General features: G+C 56.5%; 15 protein-coding genes and 3 pseudogenes. 11 read left to right on the top strand and 7 right to left on the bottom strand.

All coding sequences use genetic code 11. The features are described from left to right. The coding region (locus C466_RS17185; RefSeq protein ID WP_204366008.1) for a hypothetical protein at positions 1-182 on the top strand (182 nt) is incomplete at its 5' end. Between the two features lie 231 nt (positions 183-413). Here the strand turns inward: C466_RS17185 and C466_RS00690 are convergent. Continuing rightward, positions 414-821 carry a DUF7475 family protein gene (locus C466_RS00690; protein ID WP_049908314.1) on the bottom strand — a complete coding sequence of 136 codons (408 nt, stop codon included), beginning with the start codon at positions 819-821 and terminating at the stop codon, positions 414-416. Between the two features lie 54 nt (positions 822-875). On the opposite strand from C466_RS00690, the pseudogene C466_RS15770 reads away from it, so the two are divergent. The 4 genes and pseudogenes from C466_RS15770 to C466_RS00670 all read left to right on the top strand — a co-directional run. Then, positions 876-1,265: pseudogene (locus tag C466_RS15770) on the top strand (transposase); the annotation flags it as partial. A 492-nt stretch (positions 1,266-1,757) separates the two neighbouring features. Continuing rightward, a complete protein-coding gene (locus C466_RS00680; protein WP_004595461.1) occupies positions 1,758-3,059 on the top strand; it encodes a site-specific integrase in 1,302 nt (433 codons plus the stop codon). 155 nt (positions 3,060-3,214) lie between these two features. Then, on the top strand, positions 3,215-3,523 hold the full coding sequence (locus tag C466_RS00675) for a hypothetical protein (protein WP_004595462.1): 309 nt from the start codon (positions 3,215-3,217) through the stop codon (positions 3,521-3,523). Between the two features lie 2 nt (positions 3,524-3,525). Next, entirely contained in the window at positions 3,526-4,131 is a 606-nt protein-coding gene (locus C466_RS00670; protein ID WP_049908315.1) for a hypothetical protein, read from the top strand. Positions 4,132-4,350: 219 nt separating this feature from the next. Here C466_RS00670 and C466_RS00665 read toward each other — a convergent pair whose 3' ends face one another. The 4 genes from C466_RS00665 to C466_RS00650 all read right to left on the bottom strand — a co-directional run bounded on the left by C466_RS00665 (position 4,351) and on the right by C466_RS00650 (position 6,830). Next, positions 4,351-4,650, bottom strand: a complete 300-nt coding sequence (locus tag C466_RS00665; protein WP_004595464.1) for a type II toxin-antitoxin system HicB family antitoxin — start codon at positions 4,648-4,650, stop codon at positions 4,351-4,353. 92 nt (positions 4,651-4,742) lie between these two features. Beyond that, the gene (locus C466_RS00660; RefSeq protein WP_004595465.1) at positions 4,743-6,017 is read right to left on the bottom strand and encodes an IS200/IS605 family transposase; all 1,275 of its coding nucleotides are present in this window, start codon (positions 6,015-6,017) and stop codon (positions 4,743-4,745) included. Continuing rightward, positions 6,014-6,394: an IS200/IS605 family transposase gene (gene tnpA / locus C466_RS00655; RefSeq protein ID WP_004595466.1), complete on the bottom strand. Its 381-nt coding sequence runs from the start codon at positions 6,392-6,394 to the stop codon at positions 6,014-6,016. Before tnpA ends, C466_RS00660 begins: the two co-directional genes overlap by 4 nt. Before the next feature lie 271 nt (positions 6,395-6,665). Continuing rightward, positions 6,666-6,830, bottom strand: a complete 165-nt coding sequence (locus C466_RS00650; RefSeq protein ID WP_239641169.1) for a hypothetical protein — start codon at positions 6,828-6,830, stop codon at positions 6,666-6,668. 131 nt (positions 6,831-6,961) lie between these two features. Here C466_RS00650 and C466_RS00645 point away from each other — a divergent pair. The 6 genes and pseudogenes from C466_RS00645 to C466_RS15755 all read left to right on the top strand — a co-directional run bounded on the left by C466_RS00645 (position 6,962) and on the right by C466_RS15755 (position 10,609). After that, positions 6,962-7,356, top strand: a pseudogene (locus C466_RS00645) (HVO_A0114 family putative DNA-binding protein). A 135-nt stretch (positions 7,357-7,491) separates the two neighbouring features. Next, positions 7,492-7,809 (top strand): toxin-antitoxin system TumE family protein, encoded by a 318-nt coding sequence (locus C466_RS00640; protein ID WP_004595469.1) that lies wholly within the window; start codon positions 7,492-7,494, stop codon positions 7,807-7,809. 28 nt (positions 7,810-7,837) lie between these two features. Then, complete coding sequence (locus tag C466_RS00635; protein ID WP_004595470.1) at positions 7,838-8,254, top strand: HVO_A0114 family putative DNA-binding protein; 417 nt, start codon at positions 7,838-7,840, stop codon at positions 8,252-8,254. A gap of 130 nt (positions 8,255-8,384) precedes the next feature. Continuing rightward, positions 8,385-9,299 (top strand): IS5 family transposase, encoded by a 915-nt coding sequence (locus C466_RS15765; RefSeq protein ID WP_080510529.1) that lies wholly within the window; start codon positions 8,385-8,387, stop codon positions 9,297-9,299. A 562-nt stretch (positions 9,300-9,861) separates the two neighbouring features. Continuing rightward, positions 9,862-10,029, top strand: a complete 168-nt coding sequence (locus C466_RS17620; RefSeq protein ID WP_439330989.1) for a DUF7837 family putative zinc-binding protein — start codon at positions 9,862-9,864, stop codon at positions 10,027-10,029. A 232-nt stretch (positions 10,030-10,261) separates the two neighbouring features. Continuing rightward, positions 10,262-10,609, top strand: a complete 348-nt coding sequence (locus tag C466_RS15755; RefSeq protein WP_004595473.1) for a DUF6788 family protein — start codon at positions 10,262-10,264, stop codon at positions 10,607-10,609. A 65-nt stretch (positions 10,610-10,674) separates the two neighbouring features. Here C466_RS15755 and C466_RS15750 read toward each other — a convergent pair whose 3' ends face one another. Beyond that, on the bottom strand, positions 10,675-11,106 hold the full coding sequence (locus tag C466_RS15750) for a TRAM domain-containing protein (RefSeq protein WP_049908316.1): 432 nt from the start codon (positions 11,104-11,106) through the stop codon (positions 10,675-10,677). Positions 11,107-11,153: 47 nt separating this feature from the next. After that, positions 11,154-11,270 (bottom strand): annotated as a pseudogene (locus C466_RS17420) (hypothetical protein); the annotation flags it as partial. Positions 11,271-11,386 lie beyond the last annotated feature (116 nt).

Below are 11,386 nucleotides of genomic sequence, written 5' to 3'. Positions count from 1 at the left end.
AGAACTCTATCGCAAACCAGGACGAGAAGCTCTCAAACACGCCGTCAAAGCCACTCTCTGAAATCAACAATGTGCTACACAAGAGCGAACTGACCGTGTATACCACCCCGTTGGCACAATGTTCTTTTGACATCTGTTCGGACGTGGACCGTTGCGACGGTGAGCTAGATAAGACCTGCTAGGTGGGTAAGTCGGTGAACTACCCCATCCTACTCGCTCACGGCGTTTGCCGTTTGCCCCTTGAGAGTGGGGCTTCCTGTTTCCACGGCGCGCATTGCAGATACAGGTAGATCCCCAGGGGGCGCAGTCTCCACAGGCGCTGATTCGGAGTGAACCACTCCTACGTATTCATACCGCGAGAAAGAATTACCCCAACGCGGCCGGGAATCCTCGCCTTCAGGGCGGGGAGGATGTCAATTGCTTGTGCTGCTATACAAGTAAACCGATGCGATCACAAGGAAAGCTTCCGCAACTTTCGTGACGGTGACAATTGGGTTAATTGCCCCGTTCATGTAAAACGCTTCGACCCCCCAACCTTGGAACGGGAACAGCGCGAGAATCGTCACTAATGAGTACACTGCAGCCGCGAGGAAAAACGAACGTCGCCAGAACCGGGTGAAATACAGTGCTGCTCCGCCGAGGAAACCCAGTCCGTTGAGCACGAAAAGGACTGCCAGCACAACGCTCATCTCAATAGCCCGTGTCGTCGCCACGAGATGAATTATCCCCGTAATGAAAGCCAAAAGAACCGCCACATACCCGACCGATTCCGACGGCCACTGAATAATACTGTTCGACTCTGTTGTATGGTTTGTACCCATAAGCACAATATTATTTGGGCATATAAAACGCCACACCGTTATATAGGAACCTGGGAATCGGCCTCTGTCCACGTTGAGGCGGGCTCGCACCCAATGAGGTTCCTGTACGTGCCGTCGACGAGTGGTGAAGGGACAACCGTCTTCGCGTCGAATCTCCGAGTCGGACCCGACGAGGCCGAGACGTTCTGTCGACGCTACAGCCGCCGATGGCAGATCGAGAGTGAGTACAAATCGATCAAGGGCGATTTTCTCGCGAAGACCTCCTCGAAAGACTACCGCGTTCGCCTGTTCTACTTTGTGTTCGCAGTACTCTTGTACAATATCTGGCGGCTCACCGACTTCCTGCTGAAAGCGGACATCGACGGTGAGATGGATTACGCACCCGTGCTTACCGCGGGTGCGTGTGTTGAGCTCATTGCCTCGGCGTTGATCCCGCACGACTAATCGGCTGAGCTCCCGCTGGGTCCGCCGCTCAAGAGTGGCAACCGTATTCAGCAGCGCCAAAATCCACGCAATTTCGTACGCTCGTCCGGTAGTTCGAGAGTAAGGATTCAAAATCGATCCCCGACTGCTGAGAATCACCACGACTTGATGGCGATTCGGTCCAAAACTAGCCTATCCTCCGAAACTGTGGGAACTTCCACGGGGTCTAATTGTGTATAGCGATATACAATTTACTAATCCCCCTAATCGAACTAGAAGCGCTCTAGCGGCCGAAATCAGCCGGTATTCTCACAGATGTTCCAATATCCGGCGGAATAAGTTACTTTGTCTTAGTTGAGTAAGACAGAGTAAACTCTTAGTGACCCCTACCCGTGGCCCCAAACGAGGCAGATTCAGAATCATGGCCGACGCTTCCACCGACGCACGCTCCAGCCCGATCGTCGCTGCTGGAGCGGCGTTCCGACGGCACAACCCCCACACTTTGGAGGTCCAATGACGGGCCGACGCTCCGTCGAGACCGCGATCGACGACACGTTCACGAAGTATCTCACTGACAAGGGCAAAGGCGACGCCGGCGGGCAGGGCGCGTACCGAACTGACGCCGAGCGCGAGCTCCAGCGATTCCGGCGCTGGTGTCTCGGTCGAACGGCGGACTCGGCGAACGCCTCGCCGCCCGAGTCGTGGTCGGGCGTCGTCGACGGCGACACCGTCCGGTTCGCTGACCTCGACACGACGGTGTTCTCGGACTACGCGCGGTACCTCTCGACCGCCGGCTACGCCGCCGGGACCGTCCTCACCTACTACGCCCACGTAGCGTCGTGGTGCGGGTGGGCGCACGCGCAGGGGTACATCCCGCGGCACTACGCCCGGGAGTCGGACGCCGAAGACCCGCTCCCGGAGAACGACGGCCGACGTCCAGGCGACCAGCAGGCGTGGGAGCCGATCCACCGCGACCTGATTACGCAGTTCGTCGACCAGCGGGTCTCCGAGGCGTTCGACGCGCTCGGCGCGATCGAGGTGCCCCACGCCGACCGGGGCGACCCGGAGAGCGAGACGTGGCAGGCCAAACAGAAAGCGCGGTTCGAGGCGTACCAGCGGTGTCGCGAACAGGCGCTCGTATACGTCGTCGCCTACACCGGGCTGCGCGGGTCGGAGTTCCTTTCGGCGCCGAAGGAGGACCGAGAGGGCCGCAACGGGATTCGCTGGCGTGACGTGTCGTTCGCGGACAGCAGCGTCACCGTGTTCCGGAAGAATCGCGAGTGGAAGAAGGCGTCACTCCCCCAGCCCGTCATCGGGCCGTTGAAGCGGTATGCCGAGGTGCTGGACGTCCCCGAGTCGTGGCCGGTGTTTACGACGCTCCACCGCCCGTCGCTCGCTCACCACGTCACTATCAAGCTGGGCGATGCCGGTCTCGACGAGGACGCGATCGAGCGGGTTCGCGCTGGGGCGCCCGACCTGATCGTCGCCGCCGAACACGAGCTCGACGCACCGAAGCCGCTTACCACCGACGGCGCCCGGTCGATCATGGAGCGGCTCTGGACGCACGAGAAGCTCGCAGAACGTCGCGACGAACTCGACCTCTCACTCGACGGCAACTATCTCGAACTACACGGTGGGCGCCGGGGTGTCGGCGAGGTACTCGTCCGGCAGTTCGGCTACGCCGCAGCGGCGCGGTATCTCGACAACAGCGAGGAGCAGGTTCGGGAGGCGTACCAGCACATCGAGGCGGCCGAACGCGCCGACATGGCGACCGAAGCGTTCTCACAGACAGACAACCGCGTGAACGAGCGGTAAGACCCGGATCTCTACGATAGTAATCTGCGGCCTTGTTCAAATTCTCTTCTTCAGAGATGTTCTTACTTGAACCAGTCGTTGATCGCTGTGAGTTTGTACTGACATGGATGACCTGTCACAACATCTATTGCCGTGGAAATAGAATACAAGGTAAGATGGCCACAAACAACGACAAAATCCAGTTCCGGGGAGAAACTGAAAAAGAGGCGACTCAGATTGTCGATCAGATGCGTCTTGGTGGGATCAACATTAGTGAGCTTGCTCGGCAGGGTCTTCAAGAGAAACTCCGAGAAGTCCTCTCAGACGAGGAGAAGATCACCCTCCACCAGCGATACAAGCAGGGAGAGCTTTCTGAGGAAGTTGCGGAGATTCTTCTTGGTGATGCTTTGGAAGAAATTGAGCGGGAGCGGGAATCCTTTGAGGAGGCTACAGAGCTTGATACGAGTGGCGTTTTCCAGCAGTGAAGATGGCGGAGGATGATGTACGCCATCCAGTTATCGTTGATACAGACGCACTAATTGCTGTCGCGAACACAGATCTCTGGTCTCGAATTACCGACAATATACAGCTGACGACGACTAACGTGTGTTATCACGAACTCAAGCGCCACGTTCGGGAGATGTCTGAGTACGCACCCGAAGGGACGAGAGAGCGATGGGTCCACGACGGGAGTAAGAGGGCACTTGAGCCGTTCGACGACGAGGAGACGCCATTTACGAAGGTTCCGTGTGTCCCTCGACCGCATGGGGAGGATGCTGGGGAGAAGTCCGTGAAGATGGAAATCGAACAGAATACAGAGCTGTATCGGTTCGCTATTTTGATGGATACGCACGGGCGTCGGGCTATCAATCGAGTGTTCGATGACGTAGAAGAGACGACTGGGAAGGCAGTTGCTCCCACGTTTTTGTTGTATCTGTTACTAGACGACGGAGGGTGTACTGTAGCGGAGTTCTGTCAGGCCTGTGGGGAGATGCTTCAAGGGGAAGGCTGGACAGGGTATCAAGCGATTCAGGCAGCGTGGGAGGCGATCCCGGTCGATTGCTCGCAGTATCTCCCGGACAGTCTATCCTGAGCGATCCGTGAGTTCTCTGTATTGAACGAACCGAGCCAGAGTATGCCATATTCTGAGAATTTACAAGCACTAACGACTGAATCAATCATCGTCGTTTGTCGGGTGCTCGTACCGCAACTTGACGTGGCTACCAGTTCGGTCAACAATGACGAAGCGGTTTTTCGTGAGTGTCTTGACGATGTCGCGCCCAGAGAAATCGCGTGACGCCATTCGATTTTACTACATAAACTCAGGGAGGCCATCGTGCTCATTACGAGCCTGCGCTACTTCATCCGGATCGATACCGAGTTCCTCGAGTACTTTCTCCTCTTCCTCCCGAGTATCGATCGACTCGCCGATCTCACCCTTGTGAAGTGCAACTGCCTCGTCGAGGTTGTCGAGGGCGTCCTGCCTCGTCTCACCTTGGCTCGCAACACCTGTCTCCTCGTCACGGGCGACCCACCAGCCGTCGTCGGCCTGCGTGAGCGTGATGGTTCGCCCACCCTGAGGATCGTCGTTCGTACTCGTTTCAGTGCTCATTATCAGCGTATTACCTGAGTAGTGTGATAAGCATTCGGCCGTTGACATCCTCCCCGCGCTAAAGCGCGAGGATTCCTCCGTTGGGGGTTCGGCTACCGGCCCATGGAGGCAACTTGCGGGTTCGTGCGCACTTCTTTGGGACTTTCGTGAGGGTATGGTTTCCCCGACCAATCGTGGTCGTCCCACTCGAATCGCACGGGCCGTGCCATCGGCCTGATTTCGCTATCGCTGTTTTCTCGAAGGAACGTCTCTGACGCCGTGAGGTCGGCGTGCCCCTCGAAGCCACACGGACACGTTAGCGTATCCCCGTGGCGAACCGTCTCCTCTTGGTCGCCACACTCGGGACACGTTCGAGAAGTCCACGCTTCCGACTCGGCTTCCAGAGAAATACCGTACTCCTCACAGACACACGCGAGACGGTGGATGAACTTCTTGAACGCCCAGAAGTTGTGCGTCTTCTCGTTCACCTTGACCGACCAGTGTGTTTCCAGAACGTCGGTCAGGTCGCCCACGTACACCGTCGCCACCCCCTCGTCGTACAGCCCTTCAACGAGGTCGCGCACCAGCGCGTTCTGTGCGTGGTCACGGCGCTTCGTCCGCTGTCGGTACAGCTGTCGAATCCGATTCGAGGAGTAGCGACCCTCTTGGAGTTTTGACTGTAGGCGGGCGATTTCATCGGTCGTCTCGCGGAACCGTCCGAACAACTCACGGCCGTCGTAGAGGTACTGGTTCCCAGTAGTCGTGGAACACGCGACGAGATTGTTCGCTCCAACGTCGAGGGCGGCTTCTTCCGAAGCCAGTGGTGAATCCAGTCGAGAATCAGGCACGGTGACTGGTTGAAAAGCCCTGAACGTGTCGCTCACCTCGTCGTACGCAAGTTCCAGACGACCCTGCTTGCCATCCCATTTCGGATTGCCACGGACTTCGAGGCGGAGCCGTTCGTGATAGCCGAGTCCGTATTCGCCCTTCAGCTCTTGCCCGACAGGGATTTCCAGACGGCTACGCTTGCCCCACTGAATCGTGTACTGGTTGTTTCGGATGTAGGTACGGAGTTCGCGTCCACCCTCTTCGTTGCCCCAGTACGACGGTGGGTTGGCGTCCTCGTCGTTCTCCTTGAGGGCGAAGAACGACCGCCACGCTTCGCTGTTCTTGCGAGTGACCTGTTGGACGGTCGCGCTTCCGACGACGCCGTTGTAGCGTCCTCGGTACTCTGAAGTGTCCCACACGTCGCCGTCACCGAAGTAGTTCTGACGACGTTCGTAGGTCAGTTCGTTCCACAGAGAGGCGGACGCATCGAGTAGCCGTCGAAGGCACTCTTTGTCGTTCTCGGATTGTGGAACCACCTCGAAGGTGTTGACGCGCTTCATTCGTCGTCACCTTCGTGTTCCGCGATGTAGCGTTCGACAGCGCCTTTCGATGCGCTCCCCGCCGTACCGACGTAGTAGGAACGAGTCCACTTCACGCGGTCATCGTATCTCTGATTGTACTTGCGGGCGGAGATGCCCTTGATCCAGTTGACGATGAGCGACGGGGCGTTCTTCGGTGGACTTCCGATGAACAGGTGTACGTGATCGGGCATGACTTCGCACTCGACCAGTTCGAGGCCCTTGTCATCACAGATTTCCGCGAAGATGGTTTCGAGACGTTCCTTCGTCTTCCCCGTCAGTTGCGAACGCCGATATTTCGGCACGAACACTATGTGGTAGTAGAGTTCGTATTTCGCATGACGAGTACTCTTCACCATCTATGTATACTATCATGGTTGAACGGCTTAAAGATAGCGTTGGAACTCCGTCTATGCCCTCGTCGGCGGTTGAATACTGTTGGTCAGCTTCATCCCCGCCCTGAAGGGGCGAGGCTTTCGCCTCGAATTTTCCGTAAATCTCCAAAACGCAGGCCATCGATAGTGGCCGCCATGGAGTCGAGTTGAGTTGTTTTCGAGAACAAGACCGTCAGTCAGTGGATCAGCTGTAGCTGGTTCTCAGTAGCACTGAAACTACGTCAAAGCAGTAACACTACTCGTCGACGTCGACGACAGTCGCTTCCTCGGGGGGAGCGATCTCGATCTCGGCGGCACCGCGCTCAATCTCCTCGGGCGTTCTCCCCTCGGCCTCGGCGAGCAGCGCGGTGAGCTCCTCGTCCGAAATGATGTCGGCGTCGGCGGGGGCTTCGCGGCTCATGTCTTCCTCTACTCCTTGCGAAGAGATAAACCGGGGTGATGGTTCATCACCGTCTGACCACGACGGCGGCCGTCCTAGTGACTCGAGCACGCTGATCGACGCACAATCGAAACCCCAGACACTACAACATCATGACCCGAACACTCCACATCCAGATCAAGTCCGCGGATCGTAGCGGCCTTGAGGAGCGGCTCGAAGCAATCGACGCCGGCGACGATGTCGAACCCAGCGAGCCAACGCTGTCGATCGAAGACCTCGAGACGTTCGGCCGCGTCTTTCGGTCGACCAACCTCGAACTGCTCGAAGCCATCGTTGAGCACGAGCCAGAGAGCATCCGTGAACTCGCTCGCCCTGTCGACCGGAACCCACAGAGGTCCTCGACAACGTGAACGAGCTCGCCGACTACGGGCCCCTCGAGTTTGAAGAGAACGGCAGCGCAAAGCGCCCCGTCGTGTGGTACGACGAGATCGACGCAGACCTCCCGCTCACATCGGCGTCGGGACGCGAGCGCAAGGCGAACGACTGAGCGCTGAGATACCGATGGCTAACAACTCGCGTAGCGTTGCTCGGCCCGCTGTGGTGAACGTCTGGCGGGTTTGTGTTGGGTGTTGGACTTCTACCCAACGCTTATAGCGTTGGCCGGTATCTCAACAGATGAGAGATGGTCCAGGAGCCGCTGTTCCAGTACACGCACGTCGAGGCCGGTCTCGTCGAGAACGTCGTGCTTCGACCGACCAACGACACCGAGACGTACCCCTCGGGCTGGAAGTACACGCTCCACCTGGGCACTCTCGACGACCTCACGCTCGTCCGATACGACAACTCCCACGAGGACACCAAAGGCCACGAACACCACACCGCAGCCGGCGACCTTGAAGACGTCGAGTTCCCCGGAATGGAGGACCGGCTTGTCGATTTCTGGGCGAGCGCAGACGAGTACTGGGACGCTGTCGGCGGCGACCCGCCCCGGCCGCACTGATCGAATACCGACACACGATACCCCGACCATGACCACACTCCACATCACCGTCGGCGACCGAGAACAGCTCCGTGAGGACGCGCTCCAGTTTGTCCAAGACGTCGAGGCCGACGATCTCGACGAACAGGAGGGAAAAGCAACGCTTCAGTTCGGTACCTACGACGACTTCGTCGACAGTCTCACGCCGCTGCGTCTTGAGCTCATCCGGGCGATCGCAGAAGAGGCGCCCGAGAGCATGCGCGAGGCAGCGCGTCTCGTCGAGCGTGACGTGTCCGATGTCCACTCGGACCTGAAGCAGCTAGAAGTACTAAGCATCCTCACGCTCGAAGCGGGCGGACCCAGCGGTGCGATTCAACCCGTTGTTCCGTTCGACCGCATTGAGGTCCACATCGACTACCCGCTCATCGATAGCGGCGACGCCGATGGGGCTCCCGCGAGCGCGTAGTCACCACCCACCGCTCTCGGAGTGTCCTCGTGTGATGGTTACTCACGACCCGCAATCACGCTGCTGTTCCGGAACAGTGGCTCTGTTGAAATCCTCAGAGAGTTACATGTTCATCCTGTAATTCGACGAGATGAAGGCCCTCCCGAAGTCGCAGATTCTCCGGTTTACTGAGAAGGCGATCCATCTGGCACGCCGAGCGGTCTCTCGATACTCCTCGAAGTTCTCTAAATACCGCTATACACTTCCGCAGCACGTTGTTCTGATCTGTCTCAAAGTGCGGAAGAACACGACCTATCGTGGTCTGATTGACGAACTGATCGAGATGCCACGCATCCGTCGAACCCTTGGCTTATCCGAACTTCCTACGCCTTCAACACTCTGTAAGGCGTTCAACCGGCTTGATATGGCTGTGTGGCGTGTTATATTGACCCTCTCAGCGACGTTACTTCCGACAAGCGGAGTTGTTGGNCTCTGTAAGGCGTTCAACCGGCTTGATATGGCTGTGTGGCGTGTTATATTGACCCTCTCAGCGACGTTACTTCCGACAAGCGGAGTTGTTGGTGTTGATGCGTCGGGGTTCGACCGTAGTCACACTTCGAAACACTACACGAAACGTGCTGAACTCACGATTCAGCAGCTCAAGGTGACGCTATTGGTTGATGCGAAAGTGAACGCAATCCTCGATTTACACGTGACGACGACTCGAAAACACGATAGCCAGATCGCTCCGTCGTTGATCAAGCGCAACCCCGAGGATATTGACATTCTCCTCGGTGACAAGGGCTACGACGACCAGAAGATCAGGCGACTTGCTCGTCAACACGAGGTTCGGCCACTGATTAAGCATCGTGAGTTCACACCACTCCACAAGGCATGGAACGCACGCTTAGACGCTGATCTCTACGGACAACGGAGTCAATCCGAGACCGTGAACTCAACGCTCAAGCGAAAGTACGGTGCGTTCGTCCGCTCACGGCGGTGGTGGAAACAGTTCCGGGAACTCACTATTGCTTGTCTCACTCATAATGTAGATCGGTCACTCTGAGCGGTCAATACAGATGAAGCACAGACCGCTCAGTACAGAATATACAGGTACTAACGGGCTTGTTCTCTGATAGGCGAAGAAATCCTCGGAGATAATCAAACAGTATCGGCATAGATAATTAGTAGCCCGCTGAACATCTATTAGACAATATGGATGACAACTCCAAGTTCATCCTCGTCGCAATATTAGGTTTAGGTATTAGTGTACCGATCTGGTATGCTATTTTACCTTCAGAACAATTCTCGCTGGATTTATTTTTCAATCCGAGTCTCATATTCTGGCTGATTTTTGGTTTCTTAGCCCTTATATTCGGGTTCTACTCTCGGTCTGAAGAATAGGCAGCTCTCATCGACCGGCTGTTTCAGGTGAGAATATATCTGAAGAATAGGATTTCAACAGAGCCGGAACAGTACTTTCGCCCCGCTCACCTGAGCTATAAATCACAGAGTCTCTAATTTTGAGGGGAGGGAGCACCACTGGCCCGGTTTCAACAGCCAGATCATCTCTAAAACAGTGTCACACGCTCCCTCTCCCCCTCAAAATAGCTCGCGAGCTCGTGAGAATGACCACTGATGACCCAAAGACAATCCGTGGCGACTGCTCGTTCTGCGGCGAGACAGTCACGGGTCGGGACGCAATCATCCACTACGAGACCGCTGGCGGTGATCCGGGCGTGTGGGCCGAATGTCCAAGCTGTGGCGAGATCGTTGACCCCACCAATGCTCAGTAAACAGTTCATCCAGCAGATTGTGAGGCTCGAGCCGTCATCGACAACGCACCACGAGTGCCGTCACTGTGGGTACAGCGTGGAGAAGGACATCGATGAGTGTCCACAGTGTGGCTCTCACGAAATTGCGGCCTACGATCTCGAGTAATTGCTGAAGTGCTCACGGTTGGCAGAGAAGATTCAATATCTTATGTAGCACCCGAACGCTGATATGGCCCTAATTGTTACATAAGGCATGGAGCAGCCGTCACCACCCACCTCGCTCCCGAAGTATCTCGCGGAGGGGCTCCCCAAACAGGATACGGAGACACTTCAGGAGGTACAGAACTATATTGAGGCGCTCATCGAATATCGCGACCAGTCGGTCGACACTGACGAGCTTCCCGAGGCTGCCGAACCCGTTGAGGAGTCCGATAGCGCAGGAAGCGGGACCGTAGTCAAAGAGAAGGTCACCTGTGGCGACGATAGCTGTAAGTGCGCTAGCGGAGACCCGGCTGATATACACGGCCCGTATCTCTATCGCTACTATCGTGAAAACGGGACGATGAAATCGGAGTACATCGGGAAGCCAGGAAGCGAGTAGGGTGGATCAGGATAGTCGGGGTTCCAACGATCCCAGTCAAATAGACAGTTGCCAGTAAAACGACGTCACAGCACCCGTGAGTCGAGTTCGACGATGCTGGCAAACGCGACGTTCTCTTTGACTTGCTCGATCTCGACCGACAGCTCATCACCTGGTTGTCCGCCGGGGACGATCACGACGTAGCCGCGTTCAACCTTCGCAATGCCGTCACCTTGATCACCAGTCGTCTCGATCGTCACGTCGCGGACTTCACCTTCGTCTACGGGAGGACCGTCCGACGTCGGAGTTGGTTCTTGCGCAGCCGATTGGGGTTGTTCTTGCTGGGCTTTCTGGCCTGTCGAAGATCCTGACGCCAGGAGCGCGATGCGGTACGTTTCGTCGGCAGCGAGTGTGTCGTGTTCGATTTCACTCGTCGGAATATCTATGACATATGACCCGTCACGTTCTTCGATTTGAGCGCTGAACAGAGAACGAAGCGAATCAGAAATTTCGATCATCAAGTATCACGATTTTAAGCCAGCCAACGTACCTAAATCTCGTGTTTTACTCCGAGGATATTCATATCCGAGAGGTGGTCACGGACACGACGTTCACTCACGCTATCAGCGTCGAGACGGCCGCAGATCTTCATGTATCGCTCGTAGAGATCACGGGATAGAACAGAATCTCGTACACACCCCCAATTGTACAGTACCTCACAAAGCATCGTCAGCGAACCTGACCTGAGTCACCTATTCTGTTACAATGAGTCGTCGGTAGTGGCTGATCAGCGCTGTT

The organism is Halorubrum distributum JCM 10118 (assembly GCF_000337335.1).
Classification (GTDB): domain Archaea; phylum Halobacteriota; class Halobacteria; order Halobacteriales; family Haloferacaceae; genus Halorubrum; species Halorubrum distributum.
This window is presented reverse-complemented; position numbering and strand designations above follow the sequence as displayed.

Excerpts from the sequence above, each read along its gene's own strand:
- C466_RS00635 (WP_004595470.1), top strand. The coding sequence starts at position 7,838 with ATGACCACACTCCACATCACCGTCGGCGACCGAGAACAGCTCCGTGAG.
- C466_RS00670 (WP_049908315.1), top strand. The coding sequence starts at position 3,526 with ATGGCGGAGGATGATGTACGCCATCCAGTTATCGTTGATACAGACGCA.
- C466_RS15755 (WP_004595473.1), top strand. The coding sequence starts at position 10,262 with ATGGAGCAGCCGTCACCACCCACCTCGCTCCCGAAGTATCTCGCGGAG.
- C466_RS00690 (WP_049908314.1), bottom strand. The coding sequence starts at position 821 with ATGGGTACAAACCATACAACAGAGTCGAACAGTATTATTCAGTGGCCG.
- C466_RS00680 (WP_004595461.1), top strand. The coding sequence starts at position 1,758 with ATGACGGGCCGACGCTCCGTCGAGACCGCGATCGACGACACGTTCACG.
- C466_RS00640 (WP_004595469.1), top strand. The coding sequence starts at position 7,492 with ATGGTCCAGGAGCCGCTGTTCCAGTACACGCACGTCGAGGCCGGTCTC.
- C466_RS00660 (WP_004595465.1), bottom strand. The coding sequence starts at position 6,017 with ATGAAGCGCGTCAACACCTTCGAGGTGGTTCCACAATCCGAGAACGAC.
- C466_RS00650 (WP_239641169.1), bottom strand. The coding sequence starts at position 6,830 with ATGAGCCGCGAAGCCCCCGCCGACGCCGACATCATTTCGGACGAGGAG.
- C466_RS17620 (WP_439330989.1), top strand. The coding sequence starts at position 9,862 with ATGACCACTGATGACCCAAAGACAATCCGTGGCGACTGCTCGTTCTGC.
- tnpA (WP_004595466.1), bottom strand. The coding sequence starts at position 6,394 with ATGGTGAAGAGTACTCGTCATGCGAAATACGAACTCTACTACCACATA.
- C466_RS15750 (WP_049908316.1), bottom strand. The coding sequence starts at position 11,106 with ATGATCGAAATTTCTGATTCGCTTCGTTCTCTGTTCAGCGCTCAAATC.
- C466_RS00665 (WP_004595464.1), bottom strand. The coding sequence starts at position 4,650 with ATGAGCACTGAAACGAGTACGAACGACGATCCTCAGGGTGGGCGAACC.
- C466_RS00675 (WP_004595462.1), top strand. The coding sequence starts at position 3,215 with ATGGCCACAAACAACGACAAAATCCAGTTCCGGGGAGAAACTGAAAAA.